We start from the raw sequence: 20,414 nt of genomic DNA on the forward strand, positions 1-20,414 counted from the left end.
AATTACAATTCAGGCTGCTTGCCGGTGAGGCGCACGAAGATTTCTTCGTACTTGGCGAGCGTGTTCTTCACGACTTCAGGCGGAATTTCCGGACCCGGATAGGTCTTGCCCCAGTCGAGAGTTTCGAGCCAGTCACGAACGTACTGCTTGTCGAAGCTTTCCTGGTTCTTGCCCACCTGGTACTTGTCTGCCGGCCAGTAACGGCTGGAGTCCGGAGTCAGCACTTCGTCGATCAAGATGGTTTCGCCATCGATTTCACCGAATTCGAACTTGGTGTCGGCGAGGATGATGCCCTTGGAGGCAGCGTAGTCGCGAGCCTTCGTGTAGATGTCGAGGGACATGTCACGGAGAGTCGTTGCAACCTTTTCGCCAACGATATCGAAAGTCTGTTCGAAGCTGATGTTTTCGTCGTGACCAACGTCGGGCTTGGTGCTCGGCGTGTAGAGCGGCTTTTCGAGCTTCTGGCAGAGCTGCAGGCCTTCGGGGAGAACGTGACCGCAGATTTTACCGGTCTTCTGGTAGTCCTTCCAGCCAGAACCCACGATGTAACCACGCACGATGCATTCCACGGAATGGCGGTTGGCCTTCTTCACGATCATGGAACGGCCGCGGAGGTAGTCGGCGTGCTTCTTGAGCACGGCCGGGTATTCGTTCACGTCGGCGGTGATGAGGTGGTTCTTCATGCCGAGGTGCTTGAACCAGAACAGCGAAAGCTGGTTGAGGATTTTGCCCTTACCAGGAATCGGGGTGGGGAGCACCACGTCAAAAGCGGAAAGACGGTCGCTGGCGACCATCAGGAAGCTGTCGCCCAGGTCGTACATGTCGCGTACTTTGCCCTGGTGGAACAGCGGAACTTCGGTAATGGGGGTATCAAATTTTAAGCTCATAGTGACCCAAATTTAGGAAAATTAAACAGTTAAGGCAAGATTATAAGTTTCTGCTGTAGGTGGCATAGCTTTAAAGATCTTTATACTGCGAAAGCTTGCGTCCGCTGTTCAAGGCAATGCGGATTAAATCGTGAATTTTTTCGGTCCGGGCAGGGAAATCCACCGGGTGGAGAGCGATGCGGGGGAGCCCGACGGGAATCTTCAGAGCGAATGCGCCGAACTTGAAGGCGGCCTTGATCAAGAAGTCGGGAATGCCTGCGAAACTTGCGACAGGGGAGGCGTAGCGCTTGCCTTTGGCGGTCACCAGGGCGAATCGTTCTTCGTAGAGCATTTTTTCGGCGTGTACCTGGCTCGGCAGGAACTTGTTGCTGTACCAAGTTGGCGGAACAAATGCGGTGGGCTTTTCGGAGTCTCCAATCAAAGCTTTCCAGGCGTCTAGCCCCAGGTGCAAAAGCCTGCTCGATTCAAATTCGCTGAGGCCTGCAAATTCGGCTTCGCCACCGGTCAGGTTCATTCCGATAAGGCCGGCGTAGCTGCGGCCCTGGCTGAATTCGGCCTGGTGCTTGTAGCCGTGGAGGGCAAGTTCGAATCCGTCTGCTTTTAGCTTCTGGAGTGTTTCGCGAAAGCCTTTGACCATGTCGGACGGGGCCTTTTCGGTATCCGGGATAACAAGCACGCTGAAAGGTCCCCCTGCTAGGTCCTTGAGTTCTTCAAGAATCGGGGCGACTTTCTGGTAGTTCCAGACGCTGAAATCGTGAAAGCAGAGGAGGAATTTGCGCATGAAAAAAATTATAGAAAAAAGAAGTAGACAGTAGACGGTAGACAGTAGACAGAAAACAGCTAAAATGTGTCTCAAAATTGCAAAATACTTCCTACTTCCTACTTCCTACTTCCTACTAAAAACTACATTTACCCTACTATGTTAGAATCTATTATTTTGGGCCTGTTGCAGGGCCTCGCCGAATTCCTCCCCATCTCTAGCTCCGGCCACCTTGTGCTTGGACACGAACTTTTAGGCATGAACGAAGCGGGCATGTTCTTCGATATCATGCTCCATGCCGGCACCTTGCTGTCCATCTTCGTGGTGTTCCACAAGAAGATTACCGACATCATCGTGGGTTGCCTCCGCAGAAATCCCGACCAGCTCCGCGAAGCGGGCTACATTATCTTGGCTAGCATTCCGACGGCTTTGATTGGCCTCGGTTTCAAGGACGCTCTCGAAGGCCTGTTCGAGAATCCGCGTGCCGTGTGCGTCGCCGAACTCTTTACGGGCTTGTTGCTGTTTACCTCGCAGTGGGGCGCTACCGGAGCCAAGCATCCGGATAATGAAGGCGTCAAAATGAACTGGTGGCGCGCTCTTGTGACCGGTACCGTGCAGGGCATCGCCTGCATTCCGGGCATCAGCCGTAGCGGTTCTACCATCAGCGCCATGATGTTCATGGGCGTGAACCGCAAGTACGCCGGCGAATTCAGCTTCCTTATGAGTATCCCTGCCGTGGGCGGTGCCGCTCTCCTCGATTGCATCAAGTGGATCAAGTGCCAGAGCATGACTCCCGAAAAGGCGCTCCTCGACCCGGAAAAGGCCATGAAGTGTGCCGACGCCGGTGGCTTTACCCCCGAACTTTTGGTGGGCATGGTCGTGTCGTTTATCTTCGGCATCATCGCCCTCAAGTGGCTCATGACCTTCTTGCAGAAGGGCAAGTTCCAGCACTTCGCCTGGTACGTATGGGCCGTGGGTATCCTCGGACTGATCTTTATCTAAGTTCTTGAAATTGAATTAAGGCGGTCGAAACGGTCGCCTTTTTTTGTTTTTGGTGTTGGCATAGTTCTTGCATTATTTATCGCGAAAACAAAGCGGAAAGTAGATTTTGTTTCAAAATGAAACATGATTTTGCTAATTCGCTTCAAATTTTAACGATAAATGGAGATAAATAATGGCAACAGAGAAGATGGAATTCCAGACCGAAGTTCGCGACATGCTGAACTTGATGATCAACTCCCTTTATAGCAACAAGGAAATCTTCCTCCGCGAACTCGTTTCCAACGCGGCGGACGCACTCGACAAGCGTCGTTTCCTTTCCCTCTCCAAAGCAGACCTTTTGCCGCAGGGCACGCAGCTCCGCATCGATATCTCGGTGAACAAGGAAGGCAAGCGCATCGTTGTCGAGGACAACGGTATCGGCATGAACAAGGAAGACTTGATCAACTGCCTGGGCACCATCGCCCGTAGCGGTACCAAGAACTTCATCAAGAATTTGAAGGAAGGCGACAAGGGCAGCGTCGATTTGATTGGCCAGTTCGGTGTGGGTTTCTACTCCGTGTTCATGGTCGCAAAGAAGGTCGAAGTGTTGACCCTTAAGGCCGGCGAAACTCAGGGCTATATGTGGTCCTCCGAAGGCACAGGCGAATTCGAGATTTCTGAAGCCCCGCGCGACAAGGTGGGTACCAAGATTACGTTGTACCTGAAGGACGACGAAGACGCCGAAGATTTCGCGAGCGAATGGAAGATCAAGGACATCGTGCAGAAGTACAGCGGCTTCGTGAGCTACGGCATCTACTTCCACCCGGAAGCCACCAAGAACGACAAGGGCGAAATCGAAGAAAAGCCCGAAGAACGTTTGAACGAAAAGCAGGCCTTGTGGCGCCAGAGCGAAAAGGAAGTCACTGAAGAACAGTACAAGGACTTCTACAACGTCATCAGCCACGAAGCCGACGAACCGGCCGCCTGGAGCCACAGCCACGCCGAAGGTTCCCAGGAATTCTGGAGCCTCGTCTATATTCCGTCCAAGGCCCCGTTCAACATCTGGCACAACGACGCCTTGCACGGTCTGAAGCTCTACGTGAAGAAAGTCTTTATCATGGACGACTGCAAGGATTTGCTCCCGCCTTGGCTTCGCTTTGTGCGCGGCGTGGTAGATAGCGAAGACTTGCCGCTGAACGTGTCCCGTGAAATCTTGCAGAACAACAAGATTATCGCCAGCATCCGTAAGCACGTGATCAAGAAGGTGCTCGATACCTTGCAGAGCATGGCCGACAAGGATGCCGCGAAGTACAACGCCTGGTGGCGCGAACTCGGCATGGTCCTTAAGGAAGGCTTCTACATGAACTGGGAACATCTTGACGAACTCAAGAAGTTGCTCCGTTTCGAAAGCACCAAGACTGAAGGCGACGCTCTCGTGGGCCTTGACGAATACGTGAAGCGCATGCCCGAAGGCCAGAAGGAAATCTACTACCTCATCGGCGACAAGAACGCCGTGAAGTCTAACCCGATGCTCGAAGCCTTCAAGGCCAAGGGTTACGAAGTGTTGCTCATGAGCGACGGCATCGACGAATTCATGATGTCTAGCCTCCAAGAATTCGGCGACAAGAAGTTCCACGACATCGCCCGCGGCGATGTGGACTTCGAAAAGACCGAAGACGAAAAGAAGGCCGAAGAAGCTAACAAGGGCATCTTCAAGGGACTCTGCGAAAACCTGCAGAAGGTCTTGGACGAAGACATCAAGGAAGTCCGCGTGTCCAGCCGCCTCAAAGACAGCCCCTGCTGCCTCGTGACCAGCGAAGACGCCATGAGCGCCCAGATGGAACGCATGATGAAGGCCATGGGTCAGAAGAACTTGCCGAAGTCCAAGCGCATCCTCGAAATCAATCCGACGCACCCGATTTGCGAAATGCTCAAGAAGAAGGCAGAAGCCAAGGAAGACCTGGGCGATTGGCCGAAGGCCCTCTACGGTCAGGCTCTGCTTGCCGAAGGCTCTCCGCTCCCGAACCCGGCAGAATATGTCGCTGCGATTACAAAGTTGCTGACTGCTTCCGTCAAATAGCCGTTTCAGTGTCATTCTGAGCGGAGGCGTGTAACGCCGGAGTCGAAGAATCTATACACTTGCGAAAAAGACCGCGATTCAATCGCGGCCTTTTTTGTTTCAAACTTATTGTTAGAACGATTCTCTTAAATCAATCGTAATGCCGATGTGCTTGCCGTCGACAAGCGAAAGGTCGCCGCGGGCGTGCAGCTTTTCGCTTTTGTTCAAGGCGAGGCGTCCGCCGAAGCCTACGGCGTAATGTACTTGGCGCCTAAAGAGTTCGCTGAAGTAGGGCGCCGATTGCAAGGCTTCGCCAAAGATAACGCCGGCGAATCGCCAGAAGAGCGGACGGCGGAATTCCATTTGCCAGATTAAGGCTTGCGTGTCGCTCCAGATGCCCGATTCTACGCCGCGGAATCGCTTGGTGCCGTCGGGGCCGGCGAGGCAGCCGAGCGGAACATTGTCGCCGCGGCTCTGCTTTGCGTAAAGCCCGAGTGCGATAGAGGTTTCCCAGAACAGTGGAGCGTAGAATCTTGCGTCAAGCGTTTCGGTGTGGTAGCTAAAGTCGCCGCCGAAAAAGATTTCTTCGAAGCTTGCGTAGTAGCCTTTGGTGGGCCAGTTGTCGTTGTCTTTTTTATCGAGAACCAAAAGGTAGCCGCCGCCCAAATAAAATCCGTCTTGGTAATTTTTGGGGATGTCGCTTCCGAGTTCGTTGTCGCGGGCTTCACCTTCTAATACAACGCCGTAGCGCAGAGGAATGTTGTTCGAAATGCCGAAGTTCATTTCGAAGGGAATCTTGCCGTAGACAAAGGAACTCTTGTATTCGTCTATGCGGTCAAAATCTCCGCGGGCGCCGCGCTCGAATAGCGAGTAATGCCACTTGTTCAAGTTGAGTTTTGCGGGAATGTGCAAGTGGTCACCGAATAGCCACAGGTTCGGGGCGTACTGGAATTGGAACTGCCCGCGCGTGGTACCGCGTGCGATAAAGTCCATCGAAGAAATGTTTTCGCCGCCTTGGAACGGCTTGAAGAACAAAACGAATACCGCGCCGTACTGGATCTTGGTTTCTTCGGTGTAGGCGCCAAAGGGTAGCACTGAGAATCGCTGGAAGTTGTCTTGGGCAAAGACGGAGAGCGCGAGGCACACGATAATGGTGTAGAACAACTTCATGGATGCAAGTATAGAAAACATTTTTTGTTATATTTATAGAAAGAATCATTTATCCCAACAATTTATAACCTCTCACCTCAAAGGACCTTTGGTCCGCGCTCACACCTCGAAGCGAAGCGAGCAAATATGGCCGAACAAAACAAAGCAGAAAAATTCGTTTTCTACATGTACAAGATGACCAAGTCCTATCCGCCTAACAAAGAGGTGCTGAAGGACATTTCTTTGAGCTTCTACTATGGCGCAAAGATTGGTATTATCGGCCAGAATGGTGCCGGTAAGTCGACGCTCCTGCGCATCATGGCTGGCATCGACAAGGAATTCCAAGGCGAGGCATGGATTGAACCGGGCCGCACTGCAGGCTACTTGCCGCAGGAACCGCAGCTGGACCCGAACCTGACCGTCAAGGAAAACGTGATGCAGGCCGTGGCCAAGAAGCAGGCTATTCTCGACCGCTTTAACGAAATTTCCATGAAGTTTGCAGAGCCCATGGAAGACGACGAGATGAACAAGCTCCTCGACGAACAGGCGAAGCTTCAGGACATCATTGACGCTCAGGATTTGTGGAGCCTTGACCGCAATATCGAAATTGCAATGGATGCTCTCCGCTGCCCGCCGGGCGATTGGCCGGTAACGAACCTCTCCGGCGGTGAAAAGCGCCGCGTGGCTCTTTGCCGCTTGCTCCTTGAAGAACCGGATTTGTTGCTCCTCGACGAACCGACGAACCACTTGGATGCCGAAACGGTTGCCTGGCTCGAACGCCACCTCCGCGAATACAAGGGCTCCGTGATTCTGGTGACCCATGACCGTTACTTCCTTGACAACGTAACGAATTGGATTCTGGAAATCGACCGTGGTCGCGGCATTCCTTGGGAAGGCAATTACGCCCAGTGGCTTGATCAGAAACTTGAACGCATGAAGAACGAAGAAAAGGGCGAATCTGACCGTCAGAAGCGCCTCGCTCGCGAACAGGAATGGGTGAAGGCTTCTCCGAAGGCTCGCCAGGCCAAGAGCAAGGCTCGTTTGAAGGCTTACGAAGACTTGCTCGCCGAAGATTCTCGCGAACAGATCAAGGTTGCCCAGATTCACATCGCAAACGGCAAGCGCCTTGGCGATATCGTGATTCAGGCCGAACACTTGCAGAAGGCCTTTGGCGACAAGGTGCTCTTCGATGATTTGAATTTCAGCTTGCCGCGTTCGGGTATCGTGGGTATTATCGGTCCGAACGGTGCGGGTAAGACGACTTTGTTCAAGATGATCATGGGCCAGGAAAAGCCCGATGCAGGTACGCTCAAGATTGGCGAAACCGTTGAAATCATCAGTATGGAACAGGGCCGCGAAAGCCTCGACGATTCCAAGACCGTGTGGGAAGAAATCACCGGCGGTAACGACGAAATCATGGTGGGTGACCGCAAGATGAATGGTCGTGCCTACTGCGGACTCTTCAACTTCACCGGTGCTGCCCAGCAGAAAAAACTGACGGCTCTTTCGGGCGGTGAACGCAACCGCGTGCTCATGGCGAAGAATCTGCAGAAGCCGGGCAACGTGCTCTTCCTCGACGAACCGACCAACGACCTTGACATTGAAACACTGCAGGCTTTGGAACAGGCTATTCTTAAGTTCGCTGGTTGCGCCGTGATTATCTCGCATGACCGCTGGTTCCTCGACCGTATCGCAACCCACATCCTCGCTTACGAAGGCGATTCCAAGGTGGTGTGGTTCGAAGGCAACTGGAGCGAATACGAAGCCGATCGCCGCAAACGTCTTGGCGAAGATGCGGACAATCCGAAGCCGATTAAGTACAAGACTCTCACGCGTCAGTAATTGCGTATGAGCAAAATGTTGCTTGCATTTGCGCTGATGGCTGCAGCTTTGATGCTGCAGTCATGCACTTGTGCAAGTGATGATTCTTGCGCCGAAGAATGGTGGGGCGACGAAGCCCGTGAAATGGATAATTGTGTAGACCAGAAAAAGTACAACGCTTGTCTTAAAGAAGACCAGTGGATTGGCTTGTCGCAAGAATTTGTCAAAAGCCAATGCAACGCCAGAGCGTCGTACCACGGCGATTGCGACTAATTTTTAATCGTTAAGAGAATCGTTCATACAACGCATCTCTCTCGACCGGTTCCAAGCCTTCGTTTGTAATCAAGGACTTCATGCGTTCGGGGCTCATGCCCACGGGAACCGTGGCGCCGGCGGCGTGCGTAATCTTTTCTTCGATAATCGTACCATCCAAATCCGACGCGCCGGCGTGGAGCGCCTTCATCGCGGTCTCGATACCCATCTGAATCCAGTACGCCTTAATGTGCGGGAAGTTGTCGAGGAAAAGTCTTGCGACAGCGACCGTACGCAGGATGTCTTCTTCGCTGGTGATATTCGGAACAATCTTGTGCAACGCATTGTGTTCCGGATGGTACACGAGCGGAATGAAGGCGAAAAAGCCAGGTGCTTCGTCCTGCAAGTCGCGCAGCATTTTCATGTGGGCGATGCGGTCTTCAATCTTTTCGATGTGCCCAAACAGCATGGTCGCATTCGTCGGGATTCCAATCTTGTGGGCCGCGCGGTGAACGTCAAGCCATTCTTCGCCGGTTTCCTTGCCCGGGCAAATCTGGTCGCGAACATCCTGCACCAGGATTTCTGCACCGCCACCGGGCAGAGCATCAAGGCCAGCTTCTTTCAGCGTGCTCATGATTTGCAGCGGAGTCTGTCCCGAAATCTTGGCGAAGTGGCAAATTTCCACAGCGGTAAATGCTTTCAGATTCACCTTCGGGAATTCCACGCGCAGCTTGCGCAGCATCTCGATGTAGTAATCGAACGGGTGGTCCGGATGCAGGCCGCCAACAATGTGCAATTCGCGGGCTCCGCCAGCAATCGCTTCGGCAGCCTTGTTGCGAATGGTGTTGTAGTCCCAGTCGTAAGCGGTGGGGCTATCCTTTTTAATCTTAGAAAACGCGCAGAACTTGCAGTGCAACACGCACACGTTGGTGTAGTTGATCTGGCGGTTGTTCACCCAATACACGGACTTGCCGTGCCTGCGTTCCTTTTCGGCATTCGCGCGGGCACAGAGTTCGTCGAGCGGGGCGTTTAAAAATAAGTCTAGAGCTTCGGCTTCGGTCAGGCGCGCCATGTTACATCTCGGGGATGTCTACGTTATAGCTTGCCTTGTGACCGGCTTCGTCAACGAGCTTGATGGTGATAGATCCTTCTTCAGGAATCTGTGCGCCTTCGATGACGATTTCGCGAGGTTCAGAATCGTATTCAGCGGCGACCCATTTCTTGCCGACCAACACCGTAATGGCGTTGCCGTCAGGAATGCCGTCGTACTTGAACAGCACCGGAATCTTGAGGGCCGGCTGGCGGACACCGCTGATCATCATGTCAGACCAGTAGGGGAATCCGAGCGTCGGGGCTTCGGTGTTTTCGATGTTGGCGATGTCGCGAATTTCGTTCATGGTTGCGCAACGGTTCTTGCCCTTGGTCTGCTTGCTAAAGTAGAACCAGTTGCGGGTCGTTTCGCCGAGCCAGTAAAGCGGCTGATTGTTTTCCGGATTGTCAATGCAAACGGTCCAGTTGCCGAGCTGCATGCCCTTCGGGTGGAATTCAAAGTAATCCAGACTGTCGGTATGCGTGCGGGTCACGGCCAAAATCTTCTTGGTCGTGTCGCGGCCTGTCGGAATGCCGGTAAGTTTTTGCGTAATGCCCACGTTTCCGACCTTGGTAGACCAATTGACGCTTCTCTGGTACTGGTTGAAGGCGTAAAGTTCAATGCTTGCATCGGCAGCGACGCCGTCACCCGTAGAACGAGAGTCAGCGGTGTAGTGGATGCTTGTCATTTCGGGATAGATTTCAAGCAGGCGGCCAATCGTAATCGGTGCGGGCTTGAATGCCTTACACATGTCTTCTTCGATAATCTGGTCGCCGGCCATGGCGGTGAACTTCATACCGTTCTTGCAACGGAACAAGTCGAGCATCGGACGGCTAAGGAACGTGAACAGCGGGGAAGCCTGGTCCTTGTACAGCTGCATGGGCTTGTCGCTCTTGCAACGCGGGTGGAACGTGAACTTCTTGCTGACCTTGTTGCCGCTATAGTCTTCTGCTTCGATCGTGTAAGTTGAAAGCGGAGCGAGTTTGGCGTTAATAAGGTGCCAGTCGCCAGCGGTGTCGGCCTCTTCGGCCCACAGGAGTTGGTCGCGAATCAGAGCCATCTTGCTGTAACGCAAGGTGTCGAGCACTTCTTCAAAAATCTTTTCGTCGTAGCGCCACACGGTAAGACGGCGTACGGACATTGGATTATCCTTGGGCTCGCGGCTGTAGTCTGCAATCTTTACGGCCATGCTCAAGTTGAATTCGTTTTTCACCGGCGTTTCGACGCAACCCTTGTTCAAAGCTTCGGGGTTGGTAATAGCCATGTGGTTGCCCTGCCAAACGGCGACGCCAAAAATTTGCGGAGCAAGCGTGTCTGAAATAACAACGCCGGCCTGCACAGGGTTAATAATGCGGTCGTTGTCCAAGCGGACTTCCAAGTGCAAGTGCGGGTTTCCGATGCCGGTGCTGCCCGAGAAGGTCAGCGTATCGCCCTTCTTGTAGCTTGCATTCGTCTTGATGGTAACGTCGTTCTTCTTGGAGGCATACTGTTTCTTGATAATCTGGTCGTCGAGCTTGCCGAAGCTGCTCTGGTGTGCGAACGCCCAGGTCTTGCCGCTGTTGCCCTTGAAGAGCATCAGCTTTCCGTAGTGGAACGGAGAAACTCGCAGTTCTACAACCTTGCCGTCTTCAGGCGCGTAAATGGGCCAGCCTTCTTCCATCTGCGTGGAATAGTCGAAACCTGCATGGTAACGTGTGCCGCGGTTCTCGCCAAAGCTCGAGGTCAAGTAAGCGTCGCGGTTGAACGGGCGGTAAGTCGGTTCTGCAGCTTTGAGAACTCTCTTTTCCGCCATGCCGTCGGCGTTGTTGACTTTGTTCGCATCGGCGCTTGCGCCGAAGTTGTCGTTAGATACTGTTTCGCCGGATTTGGCCTTGATGCAGTCTTCGTAAGCGAAGGCATCCATGGTCTTTTCGTTGCATTCGGCGGCGAACGTGGAAGGCATCATGGCGAAACTTGCCATAGTACCCAAGAACATTCCCTTGCGGGTGATTTTAGCGAGTTTGTTCAAGATTGTAGTATCCATACCACAAAAATACAAAATTATTACAAACTAGCGGGAGAGGTCGATTGAATTGCAGGATTTATGTGATATCCAGGGAGCAAAAAAAGAACCGTTTGCTTGTGCAAACGGTTCTTGTCTAGTGGAGCTAAGGAGAGTCGAACTCCTGACCTCCTGCATGCCATGCAGGCGCTCTACCAACTGAGCTATAACCCCGAAGGACGAGCCAAATATAGAAGAACTAATCTGACTTGTCAAGGGTGGGTCATGAAAAAAATGAAAATTTTTTCACGACCCGATATTTTTAGGCCTTTTCGATGGTCACGGATTCGATGATCACGTCTTCGTACGGGGCGTCGCGGCGGTCGGTCTTGACACCGGCGATATCGTCGAGAACTTCGAAACCTTCGTAGAGCTGGCCGAATACGGAGTAGCCGTCAGCCGGGCCGGGGCCTACCTGTTCGTGGTCCAAGAAGTGGACGTCGTCGCCGTGAACGATGAAGAACTGGCTGCCGATGGAGTTCGGGAACTGGGTTTTGGCCCAGCTCAAAGCGCCACGCATGTGGGTGAGGCGCGGGTCGTATTTGTCGCCAATCGTGGTGCCGGGGCCCTTGGCAGAGTGTCCGCCGGTACCGTTACGGTTGGTAAAGTCGCCACCCTGAATCATGAAGTTCTTGATGATGCGGTGGAACGGAGCGCCGTCGTACTTGCCCTGCTTGGCGAGTTCAACAAAGTTCGTGGCGCATTCGCCGACGATATCTTCGAAAATACGCAGCTTCATGGTGCCGTGGTTGGTCTTCATGATAGCGATAGTTTCGCCTGCTTCCGGTTTACCCAGCTGATTGAACATAAAATCTCCTATTAATGTCCCGACAGGGCGCTGCCGGGGTTTAATGTTTCTTTTCTTATATATACAAAAAAAGTGGGGTCAATTTCAGTATTTAAAGGTGAAAAACCATAAAAAATGCTACATTCAAGTGTGATAATTAAGGCAAGGCTGAAAACCTGTTACCTGAACCTGATACCTATATGAAAGACAACTGCAAAAAAATCAGAGAGCTCCTATCTGCGCAGGCGATGGAATTCGCTCTCGATGAAATGGCTGCTAAACTGGCAAAAATGCACCCGAATGCCGACGACATGGTGGTGCTCGGCATGGCAAGCCGCGGAATCCCTCTCGCCAAAAAGATTTGCGAGCGCTTAAGTCAAAAGTTTAACAAGACCGTCCCGATGGGAAGCCTCGACGCGACCTTCTACCGAGACGACTTCCATTACCGCACCCACATGGGTTCTAGCGAAATGCGCATCACCGAAATGCCGGCCTCTGTCGAAGGCAAGACGGTCATTCTGGTGGACGACGTGCTCTACACGGGCCGCTCGGTTCGTGCCGCGATGCAGGCGATTCTCGATCTGGGCCGCCCGGCAGCCATCCGCCTTTGCGTGCTGGTAGACCGCGGTCATCGCGAACTTCCGATCGCGCCTGATTGCGTAGGACTTACGGTCGAGACCGCACAAGACCAGGAAGTCCGCGTGCAGATCGAACCGATTGACAAAGAAAATTCCGTTTATCTCGTAGAGGTGGAGGCCTAAGATGGGCGCATTACAGATCAAGCATTTGTTCGGACTTCAGGGGGTTTCCAAGTCCGATATTCGTACTATTTTGGATAACGCCAAGCAGTTCCGCGAAATTCTGGAACGTCCGGTCAAGAAGGTTCCCTCGCTCCGAGGCCTTACGGTGGTGAACCTGTTCTTCGAAAACAGCACCCGTACCCGCACGAGCTTTGAACTTGCAGAAAAGCGCCTCTCTGCCGACACGGTGAACTTCGCAAGTTCCAATTCCAGCGTCAAGAAGGGCGAAACCTTGGTCGATACGCTGCGCAATATCGAATCGATGAAGATAGATATCGTGGTGGTCCGCCACAAGGGGACGGGCGTCCCCAAGTTTCTCGCTGAACACAGCAACGCCATTATCGTGAACGCAGGCGATGGCGCCCATGAACACCCGACGCAGTCCCTCCTGGACATGCTTACGGTCGAAGAAAAGCTTGGTACGCTCGAAGGCAAGAAGGTGGCAATCGTAGGCGATATCCGCCACAGCCGCGTGGCCCGCAGTAACATCTGGGGCATGACCACGATGGGCGCACACGTAACGCTCTGCGGCCCGAGCACTCTGGTGCCGCGCAATACCGAACTTCTGCAGTATAAGGAACTCGCTGGCAGCGTCTCTTGGGAAACCGACGTCTATAAGGCAGTCGAAGACGCCGATGCCGTGATTGCTCTCCGCTTGCAAAAGGAACGCATGGATGATGCACTCCTCCCGAGCATGCGTGAATACCGCAACTTCTTCGGCATTACCGAGAAGGTTCTTTCTGAAGCCAAGGACAAGGTCATCTTGATGCACCCGGGTCCGATTAACCGCGGTGTGGAACTGGATAGCGATATCGCCGATGGCGAACATTCCGTGATTTTGGATCAGGTGACTAACGGTGTCGCCGTGCGTATGGCGGTACTTTACCTTTTGGCTGGAGGACGTGCAAATGAAAATGCGTAATGAAATGAATATCAAGAATGTCATTTTCAAGAATGCGAAAGTTTGGAATGGCAACTGCTTTGACGATTGCGATGAATTCTGTGTAATCCAGGGAAAGGATTTAGCATCTGAAGAATTTGATTGTAACGGCGCTCTGGTGATGCCCGCCTTGTTTGGCTTGGGTGTTGATTTTATGGAACCGCTTCGCGATGACGTCTATACGTTTGCAGATGGCCTCGACGCCATGCACCGCGGTGGCTTTTTCGGCGCACTTTACGAAAGTGCTGCCAATCCGATTGACGATGCGGACAAGCTTTCGGCAATGAAGTTCCGCGTGAACTCTCCCGATTTGGAATACAACTTTGCCAACCGTTTCGACATCAAGTTCCTTGGTGCTTACAGCAAGGGCTTCGGTTCCGATAGCCTCGCTGAAATGATGGAACTTGCCGAAGACGAATCCGTTGCCGGCTTTGGTGACGGCGGTGAAGCGATTCCTACGACGCGTTTTATTCGTCTTGCCATGGAATACGGCAAGATGACGGGCAAACGCTTCTTTTTCCAGCCGCTGGACAAATCGCTGCGTAAGCACGGCTGCGTTCACGAAGGTGCTTACTCCGACATGCTCGGTATGAAGGGCATTCCGCGTATTGCAGAAACCATCGCTGCCCATACGGTGCTCGAAATGGCCCGTTTCTTGCAGGTGCCGGTACACTTTAAGCAGGTGACTTGCGGCGAAACGCTTGACCTTGTTCGCGAAGCCCGCAAGAAGGGAATCGATGTCACTTGCGATGTCGGCTTGTACCATTTGCTTCTGGATGATTCTTGCCTGGAAACTCTGGATTCCGCTTACCACATTCTGCCCCCGATTCGTTCGGCTGCAGACCGTGAAGCCTTGTGGAAGGGCATCGAAGACGGTACGGTCAATGCAATCAGCATGAACCACACGCCGGTGCTTGGACAAGATACCGAAGTGAACTTTGAAGATTCTGTGCCGGGTGCATTGTCTCTTGAAATTGCTCTCCCCGCTATCTGGAAGGAACTGAGCTCTAGAGTGGGCGATGCCCGAGCCATTGAACTGTTGTCGGAAGCTCCGGCAAGACTCGTTGGTGCAAAGCCTGCTTTTGATTGCTTCTCCAAGAAGATGTCTGACATGGTTGTTCTTGATCCGAACAAGACGCATGTAGTTTCCAAGAAGGATTTTGCCGGACACGTGAGCAATTCGCCGTTGCTCGGCAAGACGCTTCCGTCTTCGATTCTTGGAACATTCATTAGCGGAGCATTGACCAAGTTCTAGGATTCTTAGATGCAGGATCAAGGCATTTTACAACGGCTATCTGAATGGCTGCCTGATTGGCCGCCCAAGTTCCCGCCCGACCCGCTTTATTTGGTGTGGGGCGCGATAGTCGTTTTCTTGGTCTTTGCATTGATTGCGCTGTTTCAAGCTCGCCGCATCAACAACCGCCGTGAAAAAGAAGTCATGTTCGGTACGCAGGCGTTTGATGACAAAGTAGCGGAATGCGGTTTTTCCGAAGAAGAAAAAAAAGTCCTGGACGATGTGATTAGAAAGTCGACCTTTGAAAACAAGGACGCCATTCTTAATTCGTCCGGTCTTTTTGAAGAGGCCGTATCCGCATACTACGATGTTGAAAACGTATTCAAGCTTCCTGACGAAGATCTTGCTGTTGTGGAAGCGCTTCGCCACAAGATGAATTTTACAGCGTCGAATCCTTTGTCTGAAATTTATTCGACCAGGCAGTTCAACGTGGGCGACCGCGTAGACTTGGTTCCTGAAAATGGAACCTTGATCAAGCGATCCGATATCGTGTGGCGTACCGAAAAAGAATGGGCGATTTCTTACGATGGTAGCGATGGCCCTGCAAGTTCGTTTGTGAACCGCTCTATTCGAATTCGTTGGACGCGTCCTGATGACGCCATCTATTCTACCAGCATTACTGTTCTGCGCGTTGATGAAACCAACAATCTTGTTTTGCATCATTCTTTCTCTTTGGATAAACGCCAGTTGCGTCGCTGGGTTCGTGAACAGGTCGCTTTCCCCGTGACAGCCGTTTTTGAAAATGGCGAAACCCTGTACGGGACTTTGCTCGATCTTTCTGCCGGCGGTATTATGATTGGACTGCCCAAAGAGTGCTATCCGGGACAGCATTTGCGCATCCAGTTTGAGCTTCCTAGTTTTGGCGATGAAGACGTGGAAATTGAGATTTTGCGCAATTTAGGCCAAAAAAACAAGGATTTCCCCAACTACTATTGCCTAACGGCCTCTTTCCGTGGGACCTTCGGTTGGACCCAGGAAAGGGTGCTTCAGTACTTGTTTGAACTAAGTAAGTCAAAAAAACAGGCAAAAAAGTAGGCTAAACAAGCCTAAGTAGTTCATTTTCAATGACTTAGATTGATTTTTCGCTTGACATTCTGCTTTTATAAAGGTAGAATTAGTAAGGAAATGTTTTACAATCGGAGTTAACTTTGGCTTTAGGATTGATTTCTAAAATCCGTGGCTTGCGCGAGACAGTTGGCATTGATGTTGGTCATTACAGCATCAAGTATGTCAGGGTCTTGCACGGCGCGAGCGGGAACAAGATTGTTTTAGACGCCGACTTGGAACGTGTGCCCGATGGATGCATCGTCAATGGTGAAATCCAGGTGCGCGAAGGGGACGCCCCTACCGATAAGGACGGCAAACGTGAAAAGGATGGTGCCGAACTGCTCGCCGAGGCTATGGCGAAGCTCATGATTCGTCATCCCATCGATGATTCCTGTGATGTCGTGGCCTCCGTCAACTGCGGAGCCGGTGCCGGTGGTGTGTTGGTGGACCGCGTTTCGGTCAAGGTGCCGAAAAACGGAAATGAAGCGGCCATTATTCTTCAGACCGCCCAGTCCCGTCCGCCCTTCGATGACCAGGACAACGTGATTGACTACGAAATTTATTCCCGCGAAAACGAAGACGTCAAGGTGAACGTGGTGGCCGCAAAGAGTGCATTGCTGGACTCTTGGGCTCAGTTCTTCAATCGTCGCGGACTCAAACTGTCGGCGCTGGATGTCGATATTTTTGGCTTGCTGAACGCTTATACGGCAACGGTCGAAGACGTTGAAAGAGAAAAGACTGTCGCTATTTTCAATATTGGTGAAAAGAAGATGAGCGTTGCCTTTGTGCAGGACGGCCAGTTCCACTCCATGCGTGCCATGGCCGGTGGTTCCTTGGATATGGTCGTCAGCAAAACCTGCATGAATTTGGGCATTGATTCTGAAAAATGTCACGAAATTTTAAGCAAGGGTGATCTGTCCGTGGTGGACGGATTCTCCGAAGCTGAAGTCGAAGCCGCGCTCCGACTGGCATACGAGGACCTGATGGCGCAGATCGATATCGGTATCCGCTATTTCTCGTCTTCGGAAGATTCCAAGCCGCTTGACAAAATCTTGTTGGGCGGAGGTGGAGCCGCTGCCCCTGGTCTGAGGGAATTTATTGCAGAACACTCCGGTATCGAAACTGATACGGTGAACCCGTTCAGGCTCGTGCCTTGTGATTCCAAGGTGTTTGGCGAAGGCGGTCTCTCGATTGCTCTCTCCAATATTTACGCCCCTGCGTTGGGCTTGGCAATGAGGAAGTTCTAATGGCGTCTACGAAAAAAGAACCCACAAGAAATGCCTTGGCCATTTCCATTAACTTGCTTCCGCCGGAATTCCGCAAGAAGCAAAAAGACTTTTCTTGGATAACGGACCGTCGCATCATTTGGCCGACCGTTGCTCTGCTTGTTGCAATCGTTGCTGTGGTCATGTTGCAAGGTTATGTCACAGAAACCATTAACGGTCTGAGCCAAGAACTGACCCGTGTTCAGGAAGAAGTGGAACGTGAACGTCCGCTGCTTTCCAAGATTAGCGACCTGGAACAGAAGCAGGGCATTGTCAATACAAAGATCAATGCTCTCAAGTCCATTCAGGTGAGCAAGAAACGCTGGGTTATTTTGTTCGAAAACATCTCGTCGGTGCTTCCGCCTAACATGTGGATTACCAGCATCAACCAGATGGGTGAATTTGACCTTGAAATGCGTGGTGTGACCTACGACTTCTCGGAAGTAGCCGAATACATGGTGAAACTCGAAAAGCAGGTGAGCATCCAATCGGTTTCGCTGGTGACCATCTCTACTGCGAAAGTGGATGGAAAAGAAGCCTATAATTTCACCATCAAGGTAGTTCTCAAGCGAGATCTTGGGGAGGGTGATAATGGGTAAGATAGATCTAAAAGATAAACGAAACGTATACGCCATAATCGTGTGCCTTCTGATTATGGCTGCGGCCCATTTAGTGTATAACTATGTGTGGGATCCGTTTACGTATCAGCGTGAATCTCTGGAACGCGATTTGCAGTCGGCTCAGGCTGAACTGGACAAAATCAACGCCAAGAAACACCGCGTGGCAGAACTCGAAATGCAGCTCGCTCAGGCTGAAAAGGATTTCGAAAAGCTGAAGGAAATGTTCCCCGAAGAAGAAAAGGTTCCGCTGCGCTTGCAGGACCTTTATGCGGTGATTCGTAGCTCCATGGTGCAAATCCAGAAGTTCAATCCTGAAGGCCGCGCCGAAAAGGAACACTACATCGAAAACCGCTATTCCATTGCGGTCAATTCGGGTTACCATATGCTGGGTTACCTGTTTGCAGAAATTGCAAACTTCAATTACCCGACAGCCATTACGAACCTTCGTCTGAACCGTTATTCGGGTATCAAGGCTGAAGTCGAAAAGTCTGAAACTCACGGCTGGACTCCGATTACCATGTCGGTGACGTTCAACCTGACGACGTACACATCGAAGAAGGTGGGCAAATGATGAAAATGAAGATTCTTCTTTTGTTGCTCGCCTTTACGGCTTTTGCTAGCGCCGCCCAGATCAAGGATGTCCGCTTCGCTTGCGATGCGAAGGGATGCCAGGTGGTGTTTGCTTTTGCTTCCGACAAGAACTTGCCGACTTTCTTCCAGAAGTACGATGCTGCTTCCAAGAAGCTCACGGTGGGTTTCTCTGAAACGACGTTCGCTCTTGGCGAAGGCGATTACGATGTGGATGCCAATTCCAAGTTCGTAAAATCTATGAAGGTCTTTAAGGAAGCCTACAAGGGCATGCCCTTCTTGAAGATTGAAATGGATGTTGGCGCTGCCGTTACGTCTGACAAGAATGAAATTGCACTCGACAAGTCCAACTTCTTGATCAAGCTCAAGAGCAAGGGCGGTAAGTCCTGGACGCTTTCGAAGCTCTTTGCTGAACGCAAGAAGGCTGCCGAAAAGCAGGCTGCTCTTGATAAGAAGGCTGCCGCCAAGGCCGCCCTCGAAGAAAAGAAGCGCTTAGCCGAAGAAAAGAAGGCCGCTGAAAAGGCTGCCCTTGAAGAGAAGAAGGCTGCCGAGAAGCGTGCTCTTGAAGAAAAGAAAGCCGCTGAAAAGCAGGCCGCTCTCGATAAGAAGGCTGCCGCCAAGGCCGCTGCCGAAGAGAAGAAACGTTTAGCTGAAGAAAAGAAGGCCGCTGCGAAGGCTGCCGCTGAAGAAAAGAAGCGCTTGGCCGAAGAAAAGAAAGCTGCCGAAAAAGCCGCTGCCGAAGAAAAGAAACGCCTGGCTGCCGAAAAGAAAGAAGCTGAACGCCGTGCTCTTGAAGAGAAGAAGGCCGCTGAGAAGGCCGCTCTCGAAGAAAAGAAGCGCTTGGCCGAAGAAAAGAAGGCTGCTGAAAAGGCTGCTCGTGAAGCGGAAAAGCTTTTTGCCGAACAGCAGAAGCAGATTGACAAGGCCGTTCTCGAAGGCGGTGCCATTTCCGCTCTGCTTCCGGGACTCAAGGAAATGACGGTGCTTATCGGTTCTGGCTTGGAACAGTTCCGTATTGTGGCTGACGAAGCGATTGACATCCAGAATGTCTCTAGCGCCGACAAGAACAATACCATTACGATTGGTCTTGCCGGTCCCCAGAAGTCTCCCATTTTCAGAATCGGTGCCGGTTCTTTGGTGAAGTCTGTGACTTGGGGCGCTAACGGTCTCAAGGTCCAGTTGAAGGGCTCTGCACAGCCGGCTGTCTTGGTGCAGGACGGTGTGTTTGTGTTGCAGATTACCGAAAAGGGCATCAACAAGGATGGCTTTATGTTCTGGTCCGCTCAGCCCAAGGGCATCTATGTGCGTGACTGGCTGAAGCCTGCTGACGATAGGCCCAACTTCGATTCTTTCGTGAAGAATTTGGACAAGGGCAGCAAGAAGATTATTTCTGGCTCTCAGACATTCCATCTGCGTCCTGTTGTCCGCGAACTTATCGTGGTGGCTGACGAAACGGAATTCTATGCCGCTCCGAATGAAAATTCCCAGGTGATGCAGCGCCTTGTGTTTGGCGATCGCTTGGTAAGTCTCGACATGAAGGGTCAGTATCGTAAGGTCCAGTCCGGCAACAGGGTCGGTTATGTGGACCGCCGCGCCGTGGGCTTCTTTGATGAACTTTCTTCTGTTCAGGAAGAACGCTTGAAACAAATTGACAAGGAACGTGGTACCAACCTTACTGGAGGTGCCGTGCCGGTGGGCAGCCAGCTCGATGGCCTCTATGAAGACCGCGTGACTTATAGTTCCTTTGGCCGTCGCGACCCGTTTGTCGAAGTGGATGGCCTTGTGGAAGAAGGTATCAATATTGACCAGGTTGAACTGGTGGGTATCATTTGGGAATCGGATGTGCCGGTAGCAATTCTTGTTGAATCCAAGAACCCGTCTATCTCGTACACCGTCAAAGAAGGCGACAAGATTCTCAACGGTAAAGTTTTAAAAATCACACAAACTGACGTACTCTTCCTGATCCAGGAATTCGGGGTGAGCCGTCGCTACTCCATGGGTCTTCCCGATAAACTTGGGGGTCAAAAGTGAAA

At 52.0% G+C, this 20,414-nt stretch carries 18 protein-coding genes and 1 tRNA gene; 12 read left to right on the forward strand and 7 right to left on the reverse strand.

What is annotated here, in order from left to right; translation table 11 throughout:
• Positions 1-2: 2 nt before the first annotated feature.
• Together BUA40_RS00200 and BUA40_RS00205 are read right to left on the reverse strand one after the other, a co-directional pair.
• On the reverse strand, positions 3-887 hold the full coding sequence (locus BUA40_RS00200) for a phosphoribosylaminoimidazolesuccinocarboxamide synthase (RefSeq protein WP_072797108.1): 885 nt from the start codon (positions 885-887) through the stop codon (positions 3-5).
• A gap of 70 nt (positions 888-957) precedes the next feature.
• Positions 958-1,668 (reverse strand): polysaccharide deacetylase family protein, encoded by a 711-nt coding sequence (locus tag BUA40_RS00205; RefSeq protein ID WP_072797110.1) that lies wholly within the window; start codon positions 1,666-1,668, stop codon positions 958-960.
• Between the two features lie 138 nt (positions 1,669-1,806).
• Here BUA40_RS00205 and BUA40_RS00210 point away from each other — a divergent pair, with 138 nt between their 5' ends.
• The gene (locus BUA40_RS00210) at positions 1,807-2,649 is read left to right on the forward strand and encodes an undecaprenyl-diphosphate phosphatase (RefSeq protein WP_072797113.1); all 843 of its coding nucleotides are present in this window, start codon (positions 1,807-1,809) and stop codon (positions 2,647-2,649) included.
• A gap of 172 nt (positions 2,650-2,821) precedes the next feature.
• Positions 2,822-4,708 (forward strand): molecular chaperone HtpG, encoded by a 1,887-nt coding sequence (gene htpG, locus BUA40_RS00215; protein WP_072797115.1) that lies wholly within the window; start codon positions 2,822-2,824, stop codon positions 4,706-4,708.
• 111 nt (positions 4,709-4,819) lie between these two features.
• On the opposite strand, the gene BUA40_RS00220 is transcribed toward htpG, so the two are convergent.
• Positions 4,820-5,857: a BamA/TamA family outer membrane protein gene (locus BUA40_RS00220; RefSeq protein WP_072797117.1), complete on the reverse strand. Its 1,038-nt coding sequence runs from the start codon at positions 5,855-5,857 to the stop codon at positions 4,820-4,822.
• A gap of 126 nt (positions 5,858-5,983) precedes the next feature.
• Here BUA40_RS00220 and ettA point away from each other — a divergent pair, with 126 nt between their 5' ends.
• A complete protein-coding gene (gene ettA / locus BUA40_RS00225; RefSeq protein ID WP_072797119.1) occupies positions 5,984-7,678 on the forward strand; it encodes an energy-dependent translational throttle protein EttA in 1,695 nt (564 codons plus the stop codon).
• Between the two features lie 6 nt (positions 7,679-7,684).
• Complete coding sequence (locus BUA40_RS00230; RefSeq protein WP_143149637.1) at positions 7,685-7,930, forward strand: hypothetical protein; 246 nt, start codon at positions 7,685-7,687, stop codon at positions 7,928-7,930.
• A gap of 10 nt (positions 7,931-7,940) precedes the next feature.
• On the opposite strand, the gene mqnE is transcribed toward BUA40_RS00230, so the two are convergent.
• From mqnE to BUA40_RS00250, 4 genes are all read right to left on the reverse strand, one after another.
• Positions 7,941-8,981: an aminofutalosine synthase MqnE gene (gene mqnE / locus BUA40_RS00235; RefSeq protein ID WP_072797122.1), complete on the reverse strand. Its 1,041-nt coding sequence runs from the start codon at positions 8,979-8,981 to the stop codon at positions 7,941-7,943.
• A gap of 1 nt (position 8,982) precedes the next feature.
• Positions 8,983-11,022 carry a M23 family metallopeptidase gene (locus tag BUA40_RS00240; RefSeq protein ID WP_255369131.1) on the reverse strand — a complete coding sequence of 680 codons (2,040 nt, stop codon included), beginning with the start codon at positions 11,020-11,022 and terminating at the stop codon, positions 8,983-8,985.
• 119 nt (positions 11,023-11,141) lie between these two features.
• Positions 11,142-11,214: transfer RNA gene (locus tag BUA40_RS00245), tRNA-Ala, on the reverse strand.
• Positions 11,215-11,302: 88 nt separating this feature from the next.
• Positions 11,303-11,848 (reverse strand): peptidylprolyl isomerase, encoded by a 546-nt coding sequence (locus BUA40_RS00250; RefSeq protein ID WP_072797124.1) that lies wholly within the window; start codon positions 11,846-11,848, stop codon positions 11,303-11,305.
• Positions 11,849-12,027: 179 nt separating this feature from the next.
• Here BUA40_RS00250 and pyrR point away from each other — a divergent pair, with 179 nt between their 5' ends.
• From pyrR to BUA40_RS00290, 8 genes are all read left to right on the forward strand, one after another.
• A complete protein-coding gene (gene pyrR / locus BUA40_RS00255; protein WP_072797125.1) occupies positions 12,028-12,588 on the forward strand; it encodes a bifunctional pyr operon transcriptional regulator/uracil phosphoribosyltransferase PyrR in 561 nt (186 codons plus the stop codon).
• Between the two features lies 1 nt (position 12,589).
• Positions 12,590-13,549, forward strand: coding sequence for an aspartate carbamoyltransferase catalytic subunit (locus tag BUA40_RS00260; RefSeq protein WP_072797126.1), 960 nt, complete (start codon positions 12,590-12,592; stop codon positions 13,547-13,549).
• A complete protein-coding gene (locus BUA40_RS00265; RefSeq protein ID WP_072797127.1) occupies positions 13,536-14,822 on the forward strand; it encodes an amidohydrolase family protein in 1,287 nt (428 codons plus the stop codon). Before BUA40_RS00260 ends, BUA40_RS00265 begins: the two co-directional genes overlap by 14 nt.
• Positions 14,823-14,831: 9 nt before the next feature.
• Positions 14,832-15,896, forward strand: coding sequence for a PilZ domain-containing protein (locus BUA40_RS00270; RefSeq protein ID WP_072797128.1), 1,065 nt, complete (start codon positions 14,832-14,834; stop codon positions 15,894-15,896).
• 113 nt (positions 15,897-16,009) lie between these two features.
• Positions 16,010-17,155: a pilus assembly protein PilM gene (gene pilM, locus BUA40_RS00275; protein ID WP_072797129.1), complete on the forward strand. Its 1,146-nt coding sequence runs from the start codon at positions 16,010-16,012 to the stop codon at positions 17,153-17,155.
• Entirely contained in the window at positions 17,155-17,772 is a 618-nt protein-coding gene (locus BUA40_RS00280) for a PilN domain-containing protein (protein ID WP_072797130.1), read from the forward strand. Before pilM ends, BUA40_RS00280 begins: the two co-directional genes overlap by 1 nt.
• Positions 17,765-18,364 (forward strand): type IV pilus inner membrane component PilO, encoded by a 600-nt coding sequence (locus BUA40_RS00285; protein WP_072797131.1) that lies wholly within the window; start codon positions 17,765-17,767, stop codon positions 18,362-18,364. The genes BUA40_RS00280 and BUA40_RS00285 overlap by 8 nt, the downstream gene beginning before the upstream one ends.
• On the forward strand, positions 18,361-20,412 hold the full coding sequence (locus BUA40_RS00290) for a hypothetical protein (RefSeq protein ID WP_072797132.1): 2,052 nt from the start codon (positions 18,361-18,363) through the stop codon (positions 20,410-20,412). Before BUA40_RS00285 ends, BUA40_RS00290 begins: the two co-directional genes overlap by 4 nt.
• Positions 20,413-20,414 lie beyond the last annotated feature (2 nt).

The organism is Fibrobacter sp. UWT2, from assembly GCF_900142545.1.
GTDB lineage: Bacteria > Fibrobacterota > Fibrobacteria > Fibrobacterales > Fibrobacteraceae > Fibrobacter.

Excerpts from the sequence above, each read along its gene's own strand:
- BUA40_RS00270 (WP_072797128.1), top strand. The coding sequence starts at position 14,832 with ATGCAGGATCAAGGCATTTTACAACGGCTATCTGAATGGCTGCCTGAT.
- BUA40_RS00265 (WP_072797127.1), top strand. The coding sequence starts at position 13,536 with ATGAAAATGCGTAATGAAATGAATATCAAGAATGTCATTTTCAAGAAT.
- BUA40_RS00200 (WP_072797108.1), bottom strand. The coding sequence starts at position 887 with ATGAGCTTAAAATTTGATACCCCCATTACCGAAGTTCCGCTGTTCCAC.
- BUA40_RS00280 (WP_072797130.1), top strand. The coding sequence starts at position 17,155 with ATGGCGTCTACGAAAAAAGAACCCACAAGAAATGCCTTGGCCATTTCC.
- BUA40_RS00205 (WP_072797110.1), bottom strand. The coding sequence starts at position 1,668 with ATGCGCAAATTCCTCCTCTGCTTTCACGATTTCAGCGTCTGGAACTAC.
- BUA40_RS00240 (WP_255369131.1), bottom strand. The coding sequence starts at position 11,022 with ATGGATACTACAATCTTGAACAAACTCGCTAAAATCACCCGCAAGGGA.
- BUA40_RS00250 (WP_072797124.1), bottom strand. The coding sequence starts at position 11,848 with ATGTTCAATCAGCTGGGTAAACCGGAAGCAGGCGAAACTATCGCTATC.
- BUA40_RS00220 (WP_072797117.1), bottom strand. The coding sequence starts at position 5,857 with ATGAAGTTGTTCTACACCATTATCGTGTGCCTCGCGCTCTCCGTCTTT.
- BUA40_RS00230 (WP_143149637.1), top strand. The coding sequence starts at position 7,685 with ATGAGCAAAATGTTGCTTGCATTTGCGCTGATGGCTGCAGCTTTGATG.
- ettA (WP_072797119.1), top strand. The coding sequence starts at position 5,984 with ATGGCCGAACAAAACAAAGCAGAAAAATTCGTTTTCTACATGTACAAG.
- htpG (WP_072797115.1), top strand. The coding sequence starts at position 2,822 with ATGGCAACAGAGAAGATGGAATTCCAGACCGAAGTTCGCGACATGCTG.
- mqnE (WP_072797122.1), bottom strand. The coding sequence starts at position 8,981 with ATGGCGCGCCTGACCGAAGCCGAAGCTCTAGACTTATTTTTAAACGCC.
- BUA40_RS00210 (WP_072797113.1), top strand. The coding sequence starts at position 1,807 with ATGTTAGAATCTATTATTTTGGGCCTGTTGCAGGGCCTCGCCGAATTC.
- BUA40_RS00285 (WP_072797131.1), top strand. The coding sequence starts at position 17,765 with ATGGGTAAGATAGATCTAAAAGATAAACGAAACGTATACGCCATAATC.
- BUA40_RS00260 (WP_072797126.1), top strand. The coding sequence starts at position 12,590 with ATGGGCGCATTACAGATCAAGCATTTGTTCGGACTTCAGGGGGTTTCC.
- BUA40_RS00290 (WP_072797132.1), top strand. The coding sequence starts at position 18,361 with ATGATGAAAATGAAGATTCTTCTTTTGTTGCTCGCCTTTACGGCTTTT.
- pyrR (WP_072797125.1), top strand. The coding sequence starts at position 12,028 with ATGAAAGACAACTGCAAAAAAATCAGAGAGCTCCTATCTGCGCAGGCG.